Source organism: Sulfurospirillum deleyianum DSM 6946, assembly GCF_000024885.1.
Taxonomy (GTDB): Bacteria; Campylobacterota; Campylobacteria; order Campylobacterales; family Sulfurospirillaceae; genus Sulfurospirillum; species Sulfurospirillum deleyianum.
Genome location: NC_013512.1, coordinates 769428 through 788679, shown reverse-complemented (window position 1 = coordinate 788679; position 19252 = coordinate 769428). Strand labels below are relative to the sequence as shown.

Genomic DNA, 19252 nt, shown 5'->3' with positions numbered 1-19252 from the left:
TCATCCTATCATTTTGGGTTCAGCAATCAAACTGCCTTGAATATAATGTATGCCTATTTTTTCGAGTTTCTCTTTTTGTTCAAGCGTTTCAACATTGGTCGCAATAATCTTAATATCCATACTATCCGCAATAATGCCTAAAGAACGATGAGGCGTCTCCAACCCACTCTCACCAAAAAGGTCAATCATATACGAAGCGTGGATTTTAATATACGCAGGATTGATCTGCGCAATCGCTTCGAGCCCCTCTTTGGTCACCACCACATTATCCATTCCCAACCCATACCCAAAGCTACGGATATATTTTGAAAACTTCACCAAAAGCTCAATGGGAACATCCATCCCACACGCAATCTCAAAGTAAAGCTTTGACATCCCTACTTTTTTAAACTTCATAACCGCATTTTCCAGCCATGTCCACTCGTTGCTTTGCAGAAAAATATCTTTCCCTAAATTGATACACAACGCTTTACATGTAAAACGTTTTTCTTCTAAAAGCTCAAGGCTACGCTCAATCACATAATGATCAAGTTGCGCCCCCAATTTCACATCCATCACCATAGGCATAAAATACCCCGCATGGTGAATATGCTGGTGCTGATCTTCAAGGCGCACAAAAAGCTCACTGTGAAAGATATCTTCCACATTATCCAGACGCACAACCTCTTGATGTGCCAGTTTAAAACGCTTTGATTCCATGGCTGCTTTAAGCTCATGCAACCACGCCTCTTTTCCCAGAATCAATGGTACTTCGCCATTCGTCTCTTCAAAATGGTGGATGGAAAAAGCCCCTTTGGCTTTGGAGGCACTGAGCGCAAAATCTGCCTTTGAAAAAAGTTCTTTTGGCTCAATTTTTTGGGTGTAGTGCGCATACCCTATCGTAGTAAAATACTCTTTTTCATCTAAGCCATAACCTTGTTGCATGACTGCTTTGATCGCTGTTGCTATCTCTTCACAAAGCGGCAAAGGAAGTTCAAGAGAGGACAAAGGTACTAAAATCGCAAAATCAGTCTCGTTCAGTTTTGCACACACCGAAGCCTTATACGCCTCTGTGATAGTTTGAATCGCTTCTGCGATAGCTTTGATACACGCCTCACTTTGGGCATATCCTAAATGTGCTTTCATGCCCTCATAATCATTTAACGAGATAAGTATAAGCGCCCCTTGCGCCTCTTTGGATTCACTGCTTAAGTATTCATTGAGTTTTAGGGTAAGATAACGACGATTATAAAGATGTGTAATAGCATCATAATACAAAAGCTCATGATAGCGCTTAACCGCCTCTGCCTCTTTTTCAAAAATTTCTTTGACTTTTCTCACCATACTGTTCATCGCAAAAACAACATTTTTGAGTTCTTGGGTAAAGGGGATGTTTTTTTGAAAGATAAAGTCATTCTCCAAAATTGCTTCTGCTTGCTCTTTGACCCTCGTTAAAGGCTGAAGAATAAGACGTAAAATAAAATGTAAACACACCACACCTAAAAGCGAAACACCCACAAATACGGCTAAAACATCTTTAAAAATTGTCCAAAGCTGACGATATGCATGACCACTGTTTAACTTTACATGTAACATGCCATAAGGCGTCCATCCGAGCATAATCTGAGAACTAGCAACAGGCACATTGACGTTAATATAATCAACAAACCACGCAGGAACATCCGCAACGATAACGGATTGTTCTTTGGAAACCAAAACATTTTTTTCCATATCTTCAAGGAGGATTTTCTCATAATAACCACTGTCAAATACTGAATTAATCATTGTTTCAGCCATGGAAACGTCTTCTAGCGAAGCAACAGAACTAATAGAAAGCCCTAGAGAATTTGCGGTATGAAGCGCATCGGTATAGGCTTGTTCTGTGACGTATTCATTAGAACTGCTGAAGTTAAACCACATCACCGCACCAAAAATAAGCGTTTGAAATATGGATAAAACAATGATTATCTGTTTAAAAAGTGTCATAACTCTTCTCTCCTAATCTTATCGACTAACTCAAACCATTTTTTGTTTTTTTGCATCCCAGAAGGAACAATCTGCCCTAAACCTTGCTGTTTTGCAAGATAAAGCGCATCACCGTTGAAACTGTACACCGGAATCAAATCTTTACGTTTGGTAGCATGCAAAATCTGAAAATTAATATTGTCTAAAACCAAGGGAACGGATTTTGGAGTCTCATAATATGTTAAAACCATGTGTGCTTGTTGAAATTTCACCGCTTTAACATAGGTAAAAAAGAGTTTGGTGGTCGGAACACCTAATTGTTTGAGGGTAAAGTATTTTGCAATCACAAAATCTTCACAATCCCCCGCTCCTTTACCTAAAAACTCCATCCGTGTCGCCCAATAATCTTTTTGTTTCCACAACATTTGATCTGAGACAAATTGCATTTGATTGAAAAAGGCATTGACTTTTTCAAGTTTTTCGCCTTCACTACTCCCTTGCAGTGACGCAAGAAGTGTATTGAGTGATTCAACCCTTCTTTTGGCGTAGAGCCCATATTTTGCTTCAACTTTTTGCAACACTTCTTGTGTAAAAAACGCCTGATTGCAACTGAGTGTTAAAACAACCAGCGCAATCAGAACGAAAAATTTTTTACACATCTTTGCCCCGCTTTATGCCACGGTTCTAAAAAGAAGTACTTTTATGTGAACAAACAGGGACATGATACGTTTTGCCAAAATCATCATAAAAATACTCTGTCAAAACACCCATGTTGTCTAAGAGACGATACTGCGCATAAGCAAAAGTCGCTTCCGCTTCAACCAACGCTTGACGTGCAGAGTAGTACTCACCCTCAGCATCGAGCATATTGATCAAATCACGCTTTCCAATGGCAAACTCTTGCTGATAAGAGTTGAGTGTTTGCTGACTAAAATCTCTATGTTCTTTGAGTAAAGCGATTCTTTTTTGTGTGGAGCTGTAACTCTCCCATGAGAAGGTGACACTCTCCATCAAACCTCTTTGAAGATTGGCTAGAGTCTCTTTTTCTTTGAGCATCAAAACCGCATACTTCTCTTTGTTTAAGAGGTCTGCGCCTTTATTATAGAGGTTATATCGAAATTTAAGCAGTGCAGAATAGGTCTCATCTCTACCATCAATGCCATCCGTATCATGCTCAACCGTACCCGCAAGTTCCAAATCCACTTTCGGGTAAAACGCTGCTTTACTGCCTTCATGTAAGGCATCAGCTAGGCGAATATTGGATTGTTGGACTTTGATAGACGGGTTACATGTAAAGCTTTTTTCTTTAATAAGATCAAAGTTTGCAGGAACAGTTGCATTAAAAATAGGCTTTGCCAACTCATCCGCTTCAACACGTTTTCCATACAATTTTTCAAAGGTAGAAATCGCATCTCTGTAATTATTTTCCTGTGCAATGAGGTTAGACTGCGCTAAAGTATAACGACTCCCTGCTTGTTGCGTTTCAGATAAACGCCCAAATCCCGCATCGGAACGCTCTTTAATTTGCTTATAAATCGCCTCATGCGTTTTGACATTTTCTTGCGCTAAAACCAATAAATCTTTGTGTTTTAAGAGCATAATATACGCATTCACAAACGATAAAATCGTTCTATCAGCTCTCTCCGCAACCCCAAATGCCGCCGCATCAAGTCTACTTTTTTGCTGATGAATGGTATTTTCTGTGGCAAAACCATTAAAAAGATTTTGGTTTAAAACCAGCGAGGTTTCATCCATCAAGCCATCATTATCAATACCCGTTGATGTTTTGACTTTTTCATAACCGTATGAACCCACTAAATCAAGCGTTGGAAAATAACCGTTTTCTGCTATGTTATACTCTTTGAGTACGCCACGGTAAGTTTCAACACTCTCTTTGAACGTTGGATTGGAAGAAAGAATAGATTGAACCCCTTCTTCTAAAGTTAATGAAAAAGCAGCAATAGGGAGCCCAACCAATACCACTGACACTATCTTTGAGAGACGCATAATCTCCTCCTTTTGGTTGATCTAATACAAGAACAAACTCATATTCCTCTCATTGTAACACATTCTCTATAAAGAGTAATCAAATAATATGTATTTCAAAAGTTAAGTGAATCAAAACGAAACGATAACACTTTTTGATAGATAAAAAAGAGGCTTTATTGTTCTACATGTAAAGATTTCATCAGGATATTTGAGGAGAATATACGATGCTATCTACGATTTATCCGTTTCATTTAGACGAAAAAAGTGCATTCGAAATCTGAACCGTTGAAATTGCATTTTTGGGCGAGCCATCAATGAGCTTATCTGAGTAGGTTAAATACACAAGGGTATGACGTTTCGCATCATAAAAACGAACAACTTGAATGTGTTTGAACAAAAAAGAGGTTGATTCTTTAAAAACCCGCTCCCCATCCTTTTTTTTAGATTGAACATCTTGAGGCAAATGAATTATTCCCGTTTGGCGACAAGCAATAGACGCATCTGCCGTATCTTCCGCAATTCCAAATGTCCCTTTCATTCCCCCTGTCTTAGCCCGTGATAAATGGCAAGAGACCCCTGGTATTTTCGGATCGTCAAATGCTTCAACGACGATTTTGTGATTGGCACCAACCAACACAAAAGCAGTATCAACTGAGCCAATTTCTTCTGCATGAAGTGTGATTGCGCCCATTAACACAATGCCACTTATACCTTTAATAAAGTTTGTTATCCTTAAAGCCATTGTATATTCTCCTTTTCTGTCACACACGCATATTTTCATTTGATGAAATTATACATGGCATTAGTAAACATGAGAAATGCATTTAAATCACCTATTGTCAGACGAAGTGCTAAACTCGTCAGTTGAAAATGTAATTTAAGAGTTGCATTTTGATTTAAAACCTTAAGAAACCAAGTTAGATTGGTTAAACTCCATTTTCAGATTTCATGGAAAGGAGTTTGGTGTTAAAAAAAGGTGAAATTAAAATGATAAAGAAGTTTTTAGCTGAGGGATTGAGTAAAAGTGCCATTGCACGAAAGCTAGGTATATCAAGAGATACTGTAAGGCGTTATGCCAATCTTCCTGATGATTATGTTCCTCATATCAATCGACCTCCCGTGATTAATAGTGTTGATCCCTATTTACCCCATATTGCAAAGATGCTAGAGATGTCAGAGCAAACGAAAAGTGAAATCCCATTAACCGTGATTTATGAAGAGATTAAGAAGCTAGGCTATGATGGAAGTTTGCGTTGGTTACAACAAGTGATCCAAAGATATGAGTTAAGAAGTCGAGCCAAATCAGATGAACCTATTATTCGCTTTGAAACCAAACCATCCCAACAGATGCAAGTCGATTGGATTGAGTTTCCTAAAGATAATCTCTCTGCATTTGTGGCAACAATGGGATATTCTAGAGCTTCGTATGTTGAGTATGTTAATAATGAGAAGATTGAGACACTCATTGGATGCCATATGAACGCTTTTAACTACTTTGGAGGTGTTCCAATGGAATGTTTGTATGACAATATGCGAACCGTCATTTTAGGACGTAATAGCTATGGTAGAGGCAAACATAAACTCAATCCACTCTTTGAAGACTTTGCCAAACATTGTCGTTTTAGCATTAAAGTCTGCAAACCATATCGTGCTAAGACCAAAGGAAAAGTGGAGAGATTTAACCACTATCTGCGGTATAACTTTCATAATGGATTGCGTGTGCGACTCTCTATGAAGCATTACACATTAACACTGGAAAATGCCAATGCAGAAGTGTTGAAATGGCTCGATACAACAACAAAAGCTCTTTGACACTTATCCAGCGAAGAAGCGTATCGTTGTTGACTGCGCAAAAGCGTTTATGGCATTGTAGGTTTTTTCTTGAATCAACATCTCAAGCTCAAGGAATTAATGGCACAAAAACGCCTTATTGAAGCTTCCATTGAGACTTTAAAAAAAGAGTTGACGTTTTACCAATTGCCTTCTTTTGAAAAGATTGCTCTGTTTAAAAAACGCTTCTTTGCAAGAGTGGATGTTTACGCCAAAGAGCGCCAAAATAAAAAAGGTTAACCCAAATTGCTAGTTAAAAACGAACAAATGTGGAACGAAAGTTGGTTATTCCATTGGAAAACTTCGTGGCAGAAGGGACTTCCAATGGAACATAAAATTATAGCAACCTATTGTTTAATTGATGAAATGTTAAAAGGCTTAAATGTGAAAAATGATGTGCGTGCTAAAATTACCAATGCTGAGATACTCACTATGGCGTATTTAGCGGTAAGTGATTTTAATGGAAATTACCGTAAAGCACATCTGTATTTAAATTCATCGAAACTCTTCTATCCTATTGATTATTCAAGGTTTATTCGAAGAATCAATGATTTACATTATGTGATTGAAACAGTATTTGGCTATTTATCTGGGCTTTTTTCAACCATACACCCTTCACAAATTTATGCCATTGATTCTTTCCCTGTAGAGTTATGTCAACTCCAAAGAGAAACACAGTGCCAATTGATGCGTCATACGGATTTAAAAGGCTATAACGCTTCAAAGAAGCGATACTTTTATGGCTTCAAAGTGCATATGATAGCGACAACGTCTAAAGAACCCGTGAGTTGCTATATCTCTTTTGGAAAAGTCTCTGATATTAACGTGGCTTATAAACTTATTCCTACACTTCCACAAAATGCAACAGGTATTGGAGATAAGGGTTATGTCTGACACGACATTAATGATACAGAAAAACCTCTATTTGAATCACATAAAAACACCTATGCAAGACATCTTCAAAAAGCACTCAATCTCCTTTTTAATAAAAACTCTAAGATAGATAGAAAACAAAAAGTTGTGCAGCACTCATTAAGGCATACCTTTGCTACAACGGTTTTAAATAATGGTGCTGAGCTCAATACAGTGCGCCATCTTTTAAACCATCGCTCTATTGAGACAAGTTTGCGCTATTCAAAAATGGCTGATTCTACCATGAATAAAGCAGTTGAGAATTTATACGATTAAATATTTATATAAAATAAACAAAAATATACTATAATGTTAATTCTAAATTAACAAAATGGATTTAATATGTTAGACAATATACGAAAACTTGAAAAAAGAATCTTAAATGAGCTTGCAAGCTCTTATAAACGCTACTTGTATGATGCCATAGACTTTTCTTCTCAAATGATAGGCATTGTAGGCGCCCGTGGTGTTGGAAAAACAACGCTTCTTTTACAATATACTCAAACCCTTAAAGAGACAAATGAGCCTTACAAGTCTTTGTATTTTTCATATGACTATCCCACCAACATCGATATTAAGCTCATAGAATTAGCAGAAGAATTTGTGAAGATTGGTGGAACGCACTTAATCATTGATGAGATTCACAAATACACAAATTTTTCTTTGGATTTAAAAGCCATTTATGATTTTTACCCCAAATTTCACGTCATTTTTACAGGCTCATGTGCCACATCGATTTATAATTCACAAGCAGATTTAAGTAGGCGTGTGGTGCTTTATACGATGAATGGTTTATCCTATCGTGAGTTTTTAGAGTTAAAGCATACCATCACACTTCCAAAATACACATTACACGAACTTTTAGAAAACAATGTGGCTATTGTAAATACCCTTGAAAAACAATTTCTGCCCTTAGAATTTTTCAATGAATATTTAACTTTTGGATATTATCCTTTCTATTTTAAAGATACCAATCAATACCTAAGACATCTCAATGCAGTGATTAACCAAACCATTGATATTGATTTGGTCAATTTTGGATTGGTAAAACCTAACTTTACCCATAAACTTAAAAAGTTGCTTCTTATCATTAGTGAATCCGAACCGTTTGAGCTGAACATTACTAAAATTGCGGCAGCCATTGAAGTAAGCCGCAATACCTTGTATGCTTATCTTCACCATCTCCAACTTGGTGGATTGCTCAACATGGTGACAAGTAGTAAAAAAGGCATTAGTAAGCTTAGTAAGCCTGAAAAGCTTTATCTTAATAACACCAATATTTTCTATACTTTTGGCACTGAATCCAAAATAGGCACTATTCGAGAAACTTTTTTTGTCTCTCAACTGTATCATATCCATAAGATTGAAGTGGCTAATAATGGAGATTTTTTAGTGGATAATGCCTATACCTTTGAAGTGGGTGGTGAGAGTAAGAGTTTTAATCAAATCAAAGATATTCCTAACTCATATTTAGTTATAGATACGGATTCAACGGAAAATTCTAAGAAAATTCCTCTTTGGTTATTTGGGTTTTTGTATTAAAAGTTGAAGGGTATTGCTATGAAAAAAGATATCAACTATTACACAAATTTGAACTATGCTATTCTTGTAAAAAAGGTTCAACCAGAAGATGGAAATGGGTGGTTTGCTTATTACAAAGATTTTCAGGGCGTAATGGGGGATGGAAAGAGCAAGGATGAAGCATTACAGGCAGTCAAAGAAGCATTTAAAGCTTATATAGCAATAGCACTTCAAAATAATGATACGATTTTTGAGCCTAATTCTTTTGAAATTTCTGAGTCAGAACTCACCATAGACATAAAAGAAAAAAATGAACTTTCTCAGATTTTAAAGCACGATTCTTTTATTAAAAAAGAGGATTTTATGAAAAAATATAAATTGAGTTAGTAAGCCATACTTGTAATTTACTACTAAATTTACTATAATATTCACATATAAATTAAAGGATACGCCATGACGGTTAAGTATGCTCCTAATGAGCTTTTATCGATTACAGACTTCACTAAAAAAATTGCGGCAATTCTTAAAGGCATCAAAGAAGAATCGTGTGAAAAAATCGGTATTTTAAAAAATAACAAACTTGAAGCAGTGGTCATTTCAACTGATGAATATGAACACCTTAAATCACTTGAAGCACTTTTTGAAGCGATGGAACATCAACAAATTTTTGAAACCATTCAAGCACGAAAAGAGACACCCTTGTCTTCTTATATTCCTCTTGAAGCATTAGCCCAAAAGTTCAATATTGATGTAAAGTCTTTGTAATGTATGCTCTAAAAACCCATCCTTTGGTAGAAGAAGATTTAAAAGCATTTGATAATTCTGTCGTGATTTTAATCTTGAAAAAATTAGCTGGGTTACAACACTCTCCCTTTCGAGGACAACCCCTTGGCAATAAAAATAATCTTGATTTAACAGGCTATTATAAAACTTATGTTTCTAAAAAACAGATACGAATTGTCTATAAAATTATTGACAATGAATTGGTGGTTTATGTTGTTACTATTGGCAAACGAGAAGAGATCGAAGTTTATAAAGAGGCACTTAAAAGACTCAATTGAAACCTATGTTAATTTTTCTATCATTTTTTAACATAGGTTCTAAGCTATGTTAAATTAATCGTCTTTTTTTAACATTTAAAATTAAGCCAAAACTTCATAATCGATTCATTTATTTTGCCCATTTTTAAGTATAATGCGTCTTACAAATTCCCTCATAAGTCTATGCTCTTTGAGGCATAGCTGAGGGTTCTGTCAAAAATCCAAGTTTCCCTATCATATAAGAATTCATTATGAGTTTTTCATTATTTTATATTTCAAAAACCCAAACTGCTAGTTAAACAGAAGAGCTTTTTTGTCATCACTAAGCTTCAAAAAGCAGTTGATAGCATAAGCGGTGATGAAAAGTCTAAGCTTTGTTAAAAAGCCACCAATGGTTGTAGCCTTAATCACTTTACCAAACTTAGCAGTGATCATAGAAAAGGCAGTTTCAACACCTTTTCTAATTCTACGCTTGGTAAAATAATCTTCTTTGTTTTCTTGTTGCATGTTGTTACGCCCAATGGGTGAAAGTACAATCTCAAACTGTTTTAAAAAAGCTTCTAACTTTGATGAAACATACCCTTTATCTCCAATCGTGATTGATTTTTGGGGTAGATGATGCATAAATTGATACCCCGCCGTAACATCGTGTATGGAGCCTTCTGAGATATGTACCATTACAGGCTCTTTATCGGTTGTGACTACCATATGGACTTTAAGCCCATAAAAGAATCTCCCTTTGGATGCATTATAACCTTTCAAAGATGGATCACTCCACAATCTGACTCTGCTTTGCCTTGTGATTTGGTACAATTCAACAGGAAAAGAATCAACAGAGTAAATCTTTGCACTGTTTAATCGCTGAAACAATGAGCCTAAAAACGCAAATAGTGTTGATAACACTTCATTTATTTTGGCTAAGCGACGCAAAAATCTCGTGTAATCAATCCTTTTGACCAACTGCATCCTGATGGGCTTTATAGTAGTTACCACTAAAATCATTCACTGCCATGTACCCAATCAGCAATACCTCTGCGTTACTAATCTCTGCTCTGACATCATCTTTTACACCTGATAGCTTCAAATACTCATCAATCAAGCAATAAACTGTTACAATATCTCGCTCCATAATCTCGCCTCCCACGGCTTTTTATGGAGTCTAAAGCAACTTTCAAACCATTCTCTCAACTAGCAGTTTGGGTTTTATAAGTATGTTGTAAAAGATGCAACATCAATGCACCCACCATTTTCTAGATATGTAGAGTATGACAAGATAGATATAAATGGAACTGTAGTAGTGTCAAAAAAAGAGTTTCTATGTAACTACTTTTAGTAATTTACTTTCTCAATATCTTCTTTCAAAATCTTCACATTCACTTTGTTAGCATAGGTATTCATAGTAATTGAATACTCTTGCGCATGTCCTGCGAGACTGGTAAAAACGGAGTTACTTGGACAGTGATGTCGGTTTTATTTGGACACTAAAACGGTGATTACTTGGACACTTTTTTAGGAACTCCGATAAATCAGTTTCGTTTAAGTAAGGGATATTTTTAAATCTAACTATACTTCAAATAAATCATATTTGGAGTCGAGATGAAAAGGGTATCCATGAGAAAAATCAGTGAGGTGTTACGGCTTCATTTTAAGTTAGGTTTGTCGCTAAGGCAAAGTGCAAATGCCACAGGGACATCAAGAGGAAGTGTGAGTAATTATTGCACACGATTTAAAGAGTTAGCTGTCGATATTGATCGTTTCTTGAGCCTGAATGAAATGATGCAAGAGCAGTTGTTTTACCCAGAGTGTGGATGTGGGATTACGCCACAGGCGTCTAAAGTCATGCCTGATTACATCACCATCCATCATGAACTAAAGAAAAAGCAACAAAGTAAAGTAACCTTAGCGTTGTTGCACGAAGAGTATAAAGAAGCCCATCCCACTAATGCGTATAGCTACACGCAATTTCGTGAACACTACGTGCGGTTTTTAAACCAAATCAACCCATCCATGAGACAAGTGCACATTGCTGGTGAAAAAGTGTTTGTTGATTACAGTGGATTAACCATTCCCATCGTGAATCAAAAGACAGGTGAGGTCTATAAAGCCCAAATCTTTGTAGCGGTTTTAGGAGCAAGTGGGTATACCTTTGTGCATGCCTCCTATTCTCAGAAACAACGAGATTTTATCCTCTCCCATGTATTAGCCTATGACTTTTTTGGAGGTACACCTAAGATTGTAGTGCCTGATAATCTTAAAAGTGCTGTCATCAAACATTCTAAAAAAGAGGGAGTTGTTATTAATGAAAGCTATGCAGCACTGGCCAGACATTACACTATGGCAGTAACACCAGCACGTCCTTATAAGCCCAAAGATAAAGCAAAAGTAGAACTTGGCGTCAAAGGAATACAGCGGTGGATACTAGCAAGGCTAAGGCATCACACCTTTTTTAGTGTGGATGAACTCAATGCAGCACTCTCAAATCTGCTTGATCTTTACAATCATAAAATTATTAAACGCATCGCTAAAAGCAGGACGGAACTTTTTAAAGAACTAGATCAGCCATTTTTACAAGCACTACCACTGCAGCGGTATCTGTATAAAGAATTTAAAGAAGCAACTGTAGCACAAAATTACCATATCTTTTTAGAAGGATGTGAATACTCTGTGCCCTATCAATACCTTGGATTAAGAGTACAAGTATGGCACTCAAGCCATAGTGTTGATATTCATTATAAAGGGACAAAGATAGCCATTCATCCAAAACTGCACTTTGTAGGACAAGTATCAACTCTCCATGAGCATATGCCCTCCCACCATCAGTACCAGAGTGAAAAAACAAATCCAGGACGATTCTTGAATTGGGCCAATACGATTGGTGCCCATACCCTCTCCTAGGTCAAAAAAGAGTTTGAACAAGCTTCGTATCCGCCCAATGCGTATCGCAAACTCAATGCAGTCCTTAGCATGGCAAAACTATACGGGAAAGAGGAACTTGATTTAACGTTGCAATATGCACTGATGCATCACATCAGAGCAACAGCTTCTATCAGATCTATTCTGGATAAAAAACTCTATCTGCAAAAACCTGTCAATAATAGTGTTGCATCAGAAAGTCTGTTTAATAACCACGATAACCTTCGTGGCAATATTTATCATTAGGAGGAAAATCACTATGAATCACACAGCAATACTCAATCTAACGACAGATTTAGGATACAAAGGGTTTAAAGAAGCTTACATGAGGCAAATAGAAGACATAGCCTATCATTCTCTTGGCTTTGAGGAGAGACTCTATCAACTCTTGCAAGCTCAAGATGTTTTTTTAAACAATAAAAGGGTCTTTATGAATTTAAAGCTTTCCAAAATCAAAAATAAACAAGCACTGCTTGAAGATTTAGATTATGACCCAAAACGAAAAATTAACAAAGCACAAATTCTCTCTTTAGCCTCTATGGACTTTATCAGAGCACGCCAAAATATTATCATTAATGGCAAAACGGGTACAGGCAAAACATTTTTAGCCGAAAGCTTTGCGATTCGTGCGATTCAAGAGGGATTTAGTGCTTATTACATTCGAACTGCAACACTGCTTGAAGAGATAAATCTTTCTCGTATTGATGGTAGTTATACAAATCTGGTTAAACGATTTGCACGCTATAAACTTCTTATTCTTGATGACTTTGGCATTTCGCCCATTACAGCAGATGATGCAACCAATCTCTTTGAAATTATTGAAGCACGAAATCAAATGGCTTCAACCATTATTACATCCCAACTTCCCGTTAAAGACTGGTATGATTATTTACAAAACAACACCATCGCTGATGCGATACTTGATAGAGTGGTTAACTCATCCCATAGAGTCTTTATCGATGGTGATTCACTCAGACCAAAATATGGAAAAATTGCAAAAGATTATGAATAATTTTTAGAACACTTGGACACTTTATGCTACAATTAAATTCTAAAAATATCCCTTACCAAAGTGTCCAAGTGTTTCTGACTTTGGTGTCCAAGTTCTCCGATATAGCCAGCTATTTCTCAAAATACAAGTTATTTAGAACTTCTAACTTTTACCATACAACACAAAACAAGATTGACAAGATGTATCAATATTTAAAAGAAAACTATGCTGATATTTTACTTACGATAAAGCAATCAACTACACCTATCTATGAAGTTTTAGAGAAAATGGAAATGGAAAGTATTTTTACATTTGAGATAACCAAAGAGGAAGTAACTTCGTTTGATAGAAAGGCGATTAAAGAGTTTTATGATGCTTACAAAAAAACTTTATCGGATATAGAAATCAAACAAGAGATTTATAACAATTTAGACTTCTTTGAAAAAAAGGCAATACGCTATACTATGTGTCAAGCAATATTTCAAGGGTCAGCTCAAAAGATATTTAATGTGCTTGAATCTTATGAAATTACTTCCAACAAATGGATGGAAGTAGAAATGGATGAAATGCATATGGATCAGTTTTACTATCAAGGGATGTATGAGATTGAGGAATTTTGTTTAGGGAAAGCAATGAAATTATTAAATGACGAAAATGCTATAAAAAATTCACAAAGTTGGAAATAGGTTGGAAAATTCTTTTAAAAGTCTTTTAAAGTGCCTAAATTTAGGGATTATTTGAGTAAGTGGTAAGAGGGGGACTCGAAAAATGCTTATTTTAGGGATTAATATGAATAATTTACTTTTTATACTGTAAAAACTACTGCATAAAAACATTGATACTTATAGATTAAAGCTATTACGATTTCAATGATTTATAAACCGATCTTAAGATATTTCATTTTCTTATGTCGCATGTAAAAACAACTTGACAAATTGGCAACTTAAGAATATAATACGCCCATGAGAGTTATTTCAAAAAAAACCTTACAAGACTTTTATGAGCAAGAGCTATACAAAGATAGCAAGAGCTCTCTTGAATCCTGGTATAAAGAAGCGATCAAGGCCGAGTGGGAAACTCCTAGTCAAATCAAAGAACAATATCGCCATGCAAGTATACTCAAAAACAATAGAGTCGTTTTTAATATTCATGGAAACAAGTATAGGTTGGTTGTCAAAATAAACTTCCCTGCAAAAGTTGTATATATACGTTTTGTGGGCACACATGAGCAGTACGATGCTATAAACGTAGAGGAGATATGAAATGGAAATTACACCAATTAGAACTGACAGTGATTATACGCTAACGTTAAAAAGAATTGATAAACTTATGGATGCCGAGCCTAATACGAAAGAATTTGACGAATTAGATATCTTAGTAACACTTGTTGAAGCCTATGAAGAAAAACACTATAAAATTGATGCTCCAGATCCCATATCTGCTATTAAGTTTAGAATGGAGCAAGATGGACTCAGGCAAAAAGATTTAGTCAGTGCATTGGGTGATGAAACAAGGGTCTCAAAAGTTCTCAAAGGGGAGAGAAGCTTAACAGTAGAAATGATACAAAAGCTCCATTATCAATTTAAAATTCCATTCGAAAGTTTGTTGGGTAAAATAGCTTTTTAGTTCAAAATCTCTTATCAATTTATTAGAGGGTTTAAGAGATCAATGAAAACACTCACATGAAAAGCCAAAATATAGCGATTCTTTGTGAATACAAAGACAAACCTACTACAAAGATGTACCTGAATATTGAACGAGCAATTTGGTCATTCGTCTATTGAAAAAATATATGTTAAAATCAATAGAACCGTAAGAGCTGAAAATAGAGAAATTGCTCACGAAGAAGCAATGGACAAACGAGCCTCATAATATTGGGAAGAATACTGGGTTAGCAAAGTATATTAACTACCCTACTAACCCATCTTTTAATATTGTAAAAACTGAAAATATATAAGTTGTTTACGATCTATATCTTGGTGGATAAGTTGTTTATCATATGCTTTTCTTATCACATAACCTGAACTTTGAAAAGGTTGTTCAACTGGTAGTTTTTTCTCAAATCCATCGAAATTAACTATATTAAAACCATCAAATAAATTAAAATCAATTAAAGCCTTAAAGTCATTTTGAGATATTTGCATATTTAGCGCACTTTGGCAATTAATACTATTTTGAAAATATTGAGGCGTTTTCTCTTTAGTCTTTTCATCTGTAAATACCGTCTTAAAGTCACGATAAGATTTCATATCTTGACATAAATTGAACGTTACATCATAAGGGAATTTATCTATATAGAAAGTTATTTTATCAACTATTTTATCATCAACTTCCTGTACATAAATAAGCGTTGCTATGGCGCTTGCTTTATTTCCAACAATATGGTTTGTATTATTGTATTTCTCAAATCTTTCATTACTATTATGCAAAGTTGTATTCTGTTTTTCAACACAGCCAGTCAAGAAAACCATAACTACAACAAAAACCATTACCCAATTAAACCTCATTTTAATCTCCTATAAAGTTGATATCGATTAAAAAGAATACTATATTAAATATGAAATTTTCATCATATTTTATTTAATTTTCTTAAAAAATCTTATATTATTGTTGAATTAAGCGCAAAAATAGGCATGTATTTTTTAAGACATACTCCAATTTAGTATTTTAAATAGTTTTATCTCGTCATTTGCTTACCTTAAGTAAAAGCTTATAAAAACCTCTTGGGAGCACTATATAGTAAAATTTCTCAACAAATGATTTGGATTACAAATCACTAATAAATGCATGGGGGGGAATATGTGCGTTTTTTTTGGGGGGGGGAAACGTTTTGTATAAAAACCTCTTGAAAGCATCTTACCGTCGAAGTTTAGTAAAAAAGTATTCATATAATTAACCTTAAAGATTACTAAAAAACGATTGATTTATTCACATAATATTATTCTCATAGTACAATATTGAAAATCTATAATCACATAGAGGGGTTAAGATGATTGATTCACCAATAAATAAAGAAGAAAGCATAGCAATTCTTGATGAGTATAAAACTAAACTCACTCAGGAACAATATAGAAGCATTGAACGAGCAATTGGACATTTATCCATTGAAGGCATGTTCCCAAATCGTGTTGAAATTGTTCGATCTGTAAGAACAGTAACCGGAGAAATTACACGAGAACAAGAAATGGCGGAAATTTTGGGAACCAGGGTTGCTTAATATGGGATATATTTTAAAATTCCACTTGAAAGTTTTTGGACAAAATCGCTTTTTAGTTGCCAATCTAGGTGATGTTCTAAAATGATTAATACACCAATAAATAAAGAGGAAAGCATAGCCATTCTTGATGAATACAAAAACAAACTTACCCCTGAGCAGTACAGAAATATCGAATGGATGATTGGCCATTTATCTATTGAAGGAATGTTCCCAAATCGTGTTGAAATTGATCGAGCAGTAAGAACCGAAACTAAAATAATTACCTATGAAGAAGCAACAGCGGAAATTTTGAACATAAGGGGTGCTTAATGTGGATATATGCAGCAAGAACCGAAATTAAATGAATTAAATTTTATGGAGAGTATAAAATATACTCATTTATAGCAATCATTTTTATAACTCAATCTTCAAGGATCATCTATGAGAAAAATTATTTTAAGCACGGTATTTGTTGCAATTGTTTTCAGTTTAACTGGATGTGGAAGCGAAGAAGTCAAAACCGTTGAATATTATAAAACACATATTGCGGAACGAGACGCTAAAATAAAAGAGTGCCTAAATAACCCTGGGGCAAGTAAAGAAAATGCTAATTGCGCTAATGCCGCCTCTGCAAAATTTCATAGTGGTATTGAGATTGACCCAAGCAAAGCAACAGATGCCAAAAAATTTGACAAATTTTAAACCATCAAGGAGGATTAAAATGTCAATTTTAAATAATGCTACATGTGAAAAAATCAAAAAGGCCGCTAGTTTGTATGTCGCAGAGATTAAAGAGATTAATCACTATTTGGTGCAAGAACAAGACACAAATAAGCGTGAAAAGCTTCTATTGCTTAGAACGATCGCAACGATTGAACACGGCAATGCTATTGGCCTTTATAACGACCAGATGGATGATGATTACATGGATGATGATTACATGGATGATGATTACATGGATGATGATTACATGGATGAGCTTACGGTTAAAAATATGGCTTATTGTGCAGAACTTGACACTTCAGAGCTATTCGGCGATATCATGATACTGACAGAGGACACCAAAGAAAAACTCTTCGCTAATCCAACCGGTGAGCGTGAACGCCTGATTAGAGAGCTTAAGATTTAGTCTTTAATTCCTGCAATAAACTAAGATTTTCATTTTTAATACATTCTTCTTGATATATTGTAGCTGATAGATATATTAGAGCTTCACGAGCCATTTGCGCTAAGTGCAATGTCTTCTCTTCTAAATCATCTATCGTTATATCTGGTATTTTTTCTCTATCTGAGTTAGTTATATCTATAGCCTTAATATTGATAAATTTATGTTCCAAATAATTTCTTATTTCATTAATTTTTTGCGCTTCTGGTTCAACAACACTGATAAATAACTCATCTTTCGCACCTAAATCCCAGCAATTCTTGAGTTGCACTTCGTAGTGTAGCAATTATACTGGTAAAATCCTTATTGTTCTTTACAATCTCATCAATTTGTGCTATTTTGTCCATTATTTCAATAAACGCTTGCATAGCAATAGAAAGCGTGTAGAGTTCACACTCCAAATCTTTAAATAATCCACCAATGGTTTTTGGCTCATGGCTGATTCTATTGATGTAGCTGACAATATTGTAAGCAAAGAATGAAAGTGTCATTCTAGCAATCAGTGCTTCATAGATTCTATTTTCTTCTTGTCCAAACCCAAAGTATTCTCTGAGCTCTTTATAGCCTTGTTCTATATCCCATCGTCGTTTATAAATCTCAATAATCTCTTCATCATTGAGTTCTAAATCGGTGGAGACAATAGGGATGAGATTGTCGGTGGTTTTAATAAAAACAATTTTGAGTTTCCCTGCATTTTTATGTTCAACAACGGTTGAAAAATAGCTAAAGCGAATCTTCTTGCCATATGTTCCCACTTTGGCATTTTTAAGCTTTTTGTGTTTTTCATACATGGCATTCAGTGTTTTTTCTTTGTCATTAAAGTTCCAAATCTTAGTGTTGTTAGCAATTCTTGAAATGACCTTTAGACCCAAATCGTTCATCTCTTGGATAAAGGCTGGTTTAGAGTACCAACTGTCAACCAGCAAGTAATCAGCGTATATACCACTGTGTACAGCTCTTTTTACCATAGCCAATGCTATCTTAGACTTACCCTCCATAATCTCCATTCTTCGTTTGTAAGCGTTGCAACGGATATCGAGTTCTGTACTAAACTCTTCAACTTTAACGCGGGCATAGTTTCCCATGCTCATTGCAAAATCTATCATAAAATTTGAATAACCATCACTATAATTCAAAGAAACAACATTGATCCCTCTAATGGTTCGCTTCTCTTTATTGCTCCAAAGTCCATCACGACTCCCCTCTATATATTTACCTGTTTTACCCTCAACCGTATCATCCATAATAAAGACTTTTATTGACGAAGCATCTTGGACTTTATGCAAAAGCTTGATGATTTTTAAAGTGCTTAAAGAGAGAAGTTTTCTCCAGTTGTAGCTACTATTTTGCAAAAGTCTGTAGTAGGTGTCTTTTTTAAAACTCTCATTGCTTTGGTGCATAAACGAAGATATCTTTTTATTCATCACCAACATATAGACAAAGTGTAATACAACAAGATAGGGGGCTACGCCTTCTCTTTTCTTTACAAAGTTAGCACGGTGTAAAATACTCTTGATGTTTAAGAGTTGCAGTGTTTGATATATGGGGTTTTTAAGCGTTGTATTTATGGCCGATAGGATCTGTTCTTGAAGATTCATGGATGATATTCTTTATTTTTATTATAGTTAAAAGTGCCTAATATAGGGCTTTAACAGACTTTTTTCATTTGTCAATATGGAGATGGCACTCTTCTAAACGCTCGAAAGAATAGCCTTTTTAGACTATTCTTTTATTGGAATTAGGTGCGAAAG

The 19252-nt window shown here is 35.2% G+C and carries 27 protein-coding genes; 18 read left to right on the top strand and 9 right to left on the bottom strand.

All coding sequences use genetic code 11. The features are described from left to right. The 4 genes from SDEL_RS04065 to SDEL_RS04050 all read right to left on the bottom strand — a co-directional run bounded on the left by SDEL_RS04065 (position 1) and on the right by SDEL_RS04050 (position 4675). Complete coding sequence (locus SDEL_RS04065; RefSeq protein ID WP_012856587.1) at positions 1-1965, bottom strand: bifunctional diguanylate cyclase/phosphodiesterase; 1965 nt, start codon at positions 1963-1965, stop codon at positions 1-3. Then, positions 1962-2603 (bottom strand): transglutaminase-like cysteine peptidase, encoded by a 642-nt coding sequence (locus SDEL_RS04060; RefSeq protein ID WP_012856586.1) that lies wholly within the window; start codon positions 2601-2603, stop codon positions 1962-1964. The genes SDEL_RS04065 and SDEL_RS04060 overlap by 4 nt, the downstream gene beginning before the upstream one ends. Before the next feature lie 25 nt (positions 2604-2628). Further along, positions 2629-3951, bottom strand: a complete 1323-nt coding sequence (locus SDEL_RS04055) for a TolC family outer membrane protein (RefSeq protein ID WP_012856585.1) — start codon at positions 3949-3951, stop codon at positions 2629-2631. 229 nt (positions 3952-4180) lie between these two features. Next, positions 4181-4675 carry a CreA family protein gene (locus SDEL_RS04050; RefSeq protein ID WP_012856584.1) on the bottom strand — a complete coding sequence of 165 codons (495 nt, stop codon included), beginning with the start codon at positions 4673-4675 and terminating at the stop codon, positions 4181-4183. 221 nt (positions 4676-4896) lie between these two features. On the opposite strand from SDEL_RS04050, the gene istA (SDEL_RS04045) reads away from it, so the two are divergent. The 8 genes from istA (SDEL_RS04045) to SDEL_RS04020 all read left to right on the top strand — a co-directional run bounded on the left by istA (SDEL_RS04045) (position 4897) and on the right by SDEL_RS04020 (position 9257). Beyond that, positions 4897-5745: an IS21 family transposase gene (gene istA, locus SDEL_RS04045; protein ID WP_012856583.1), complete on the top strand. Its 849-nt coding sequence runs from the start codon at positions 4897-4899 to the stop codon at positions 5743-5745. A gap of 99 nt (positions 5746-5844) precedes the next feature. Continuing rightward, a complete protein-coding gene (locus SDEL_RS12035; protein ID WP_012856582.1) occupies positions 5845-6003 on the top strand; it encodes a hypothetical protein in 159 nt (52 codons plus the stop codon). 84 nt (positions 6004-6087) lie between these two features. Further along, the gene (locus tag SDEL_RS04040; RefSeq protein ID WP_041666257.1) at positions 6088-6657 is read left to right on the top strand and encodes a transposase; all 570 of its coding nucleotides are present in this window, start codon (positions 6088-6090) and stop codon (positions 6655-6657) included. A gap of 6 nt (positions 6658-6663) precedes the next feature. Further along, positions 6664-6951, top strand: a complete 288-nt coding sequence (locus SDEL_RS11760; RefSeq protein WP_083762450.1) for a tyrosine-type recombinase/integrase — start codon at positions 6664-6666, stop codon at positions 6949-6951. A 66-nt stretch (positions 6952-7017) separates the two neighbouring features. After that, positions 7018-8217, top strand: a complete 1200-nt coding sequence (locus SDEL_RS04035) for an ATP-binding protein (RefSeq protein ID WP_012856581.1) — start codon at positions 7018-7020, stop codon at positions 8215-8217. Positions 8218-8235: 18 nt separating this feature from the next. Continuing rightward, positions 8236-8583 carry a type II toxin-antitoxin system HicB family antitoxin gene (locus SDEL_RS11630; RefSeq protein ID WP_012856580.1) on the top strand — a complete coding sequence of 116 codons (348 nt, stop codon included), beginning with the start codon at positions 8236-8238 and terminating at the stop codon, positions 8581-8583. Between the two features lie 66 nt (positions 8584-8649). Further along, a complete protein-coding gene (locus SDEL_RS04025; RefSeq protein ID WP_012856579.1) occupies positions 8650-8961 on the top strand; it encodes a type II toxin-antitoxin system Phd/YefM family antitoxin in 312 nt (103 codons plus the stop codon). After that, on the top strand, positions 8961-9257 hold the full coding sequence (locus SDEL_RS04020; protein ID WP_012856578.1) for a type II toxin-antitoxin system RelE family toxin: 297 nt from the start codon (positions 8961-8963) through the stop codon (positions 9255-9257). Before SDEL_RS04025 ends, SDEL_RS04020 begins: the two co-directional genes overlap by 1 nt. Positions 9258-9527: 270 nt before the next feature. Here SDEL_RS04020 and SDEL_RS04015 read toward each other — a convergent pair whose 3' ends face one another. Together SDEL_RS04015 and SDEL_RS12245 are read right to left on the bottom strand one after the other, a co-directional pair. Then, positions 9528-10196: an IS982 family transposase gene (locus tag SDEL_RS04015; RefSeq protein ID WP_041666256.1), complete on the bottom strand. Its 669-nt coding sequence runs from the start codon at positions 10194-10196 to the stop codon at positions 9528-9530. Further along, on the bottom strand, positions 10180-10365 hold the full coding sequence (locus SDEL_RS12245; protein WP_041666254.1) for a hypothetical protein: 186 nt from the start codon (positions 10363-10365) through the stop codon (positions 10180-10182). Before SDEL_RS12245 ends, SDEL_RS04015 begins: the two co-directional genes overlap by 17 nt. Before the next feature lie 482 nt (positions 10366-10847). Between SDEL_RS12245 and istA (SDEL_RS04005) the strand changes: the two genes are divergently transcribed. The 6 genes from istA (SDEL_RS04005) to SDEL_RS03985 all read left to right on the top strand — a co-directional run bounded on the left by istA (SDEL_RS04005) (position 10848) and on the right by SDEL_RS03985 (position 14766). After that, positions 10848-12131: an IS21 family transposase gene (gene istA, locus SDEL_RS04005; RefSeq protein WP_223295842.1), complete on the top strand. Its 1284-nt coding sequence runs from the start codon at positions 10848-10850 to the stop codon at positions 12129-12131. A gap of 108 nt (positions 12132-12239) precedes the next feature. After that, entirely contained in the window at positions 12240-12395 is a 156-nt protein-coding gene (locus SDEL_RS12240; RefSeq protein ID WP_223295841.1) for a hypothetical protein, read from the top strand. A gap of 13 nt (positions 12396-12408) precedes the next feature. Next, positions 12409-13161, top strand: a complete 753-nt coding sequence (gene istB / locus SDEL_RS04000) for an IS21-like element helper ATPase IstB (protein ID WP_012856575.1) — start codon at positions 12409-12411, stop codon at positions 13159-13161. 179 nt (positions 13162-13340) lie between these two features. Then, positions 13341-13826, top strand: a complete 486-nt coding sequence (locus SDEL_RS03995; protein WP_148209242.1) for a hypothetical protein — start codon at positions 13341-13343, stop codon at positions 13824-13826. A gap of 276 nt (positions 13827-14102) precedes the next feature. Continuing rightward, entirely contained in the window at positions 14103-14402 is a 300-nt protein-coding gene (locus SDEL_RS03990; protein ID WP_012856573.1) for a type II toxin-antitoxin system HigB family toxin, read from the top strand. A gap of 1 nt (position 14403) precedes the next feature. Continuing rightward, positions 14404-14766, top strand: coding sequence for a helix-turn-helix domain-containing protein (locus SDEL_RS03985; protein WP_012856572.1), 363 nt, complete (start codon positions 14404-14406; stop codon positions 14764-14766). A 302-nt stretch (positions 14767-15068) separates the two neighbouring features. On the opposite strand, the gene SDEL_RS03980 is transcribed toward SDEL_RS03985, so the two are convergent. After that, positions 15069-15647 carry a hypothetical protein gene (locus SDEL_RS03980; RefSeq protein WP_012856571.1) on the bottom strand — a complete coding sequence of 193 codons (579 nt, stop codon included), beginning with the start codon at positions 15645-15647 and terminating at the stop codon, positions 15069-15071. Positions 15648-16129: 482 nt separating this feature from the next. Here SDEL_RS03980 and SDEL_RS03975 point away from each other — a divergent pair, with 482 nt between their 5' ends. The 4 genes from SDEL_RS03975 to SDEL_RS03960 all read left to right on the top strand — a co-directional run bounded on the left by SDEL_RS03975 (position 16130) and on the right by SDEL_RS03960 (position 17465). Beyond that, on the top strand, positions 16130-16357 hold the full coding sequence (locus tag SDEL_RS03975) for a hypothetical protein (RefSeq protein ID WP_012856570.1): 228 nt from the start codon (positions 16130-16132) through the stop codon (positions 16355-16357). An 81-nt stretch (positions 16358-16438) separates the two neighbouring features. After that, positions 16439-16666, top strand: coding sequence for a hypothetical protein (locus SDEL_RS03970; RefSeq protein WP_012856569.1), 228 nt, complete (start codon positions 16439-16441; stop codon positions 16664-16666). A gap of 111 nt (positions 16667-16777) precedes the next feature. Beyond that, positions 16778-17038: an EexN family lipoprotein gene (locus SDEL_RS03965; protein WP_012856568.1), complete on the top strand. Its 261-nt coding sequence runs from the start codon at positions 16778-16780 to the stop codon at positions 17036-17038. Between the two features lie 19 nt (positions 17039-17057). Then, on the top strand, positions 17058-17465 hold the full coding sequence (locus tag SDEL_RS03960) for a hypothetical protein (protein WP_012856567.1): 408 nt from the start codon (positions 17058-17060) through the stop codon (positions 17463-17465). On the opposite strand, the gene SDEL_RS03955 is transcribed toward SDEL_RS03960, so the two are convergent. Then, positions 17455-17787: an LA2681 family HEPN domain-containing protein gene (locus SDEL_RS03955; RefSeq protein WP_148209241.1), complete on the bottom strand. Its 333-nt coding sequence runs from the start codon at positions 17785-17787 to the stop codon at positions 17455-17457. The genes SDEL_RS03960 and SDEL_RS03955 overlap by 11 nt on opposite strands. After that, on the bottom strand, positions 17732-19099 hold the full coding sequence (locus SDEL_RS03950; protein WP_012856485.1) for an IS4 family transposase: 1368 nt from the start codon (positions 19097-19099) through the stop codon (positions 17732-17734). Before SDEL_RS03950 ends, SDEL_RS03955 begins: the two co-directional genes overlap by 56 nt. Positions 19100-19252: the final 153 nt, after the last annotated feature.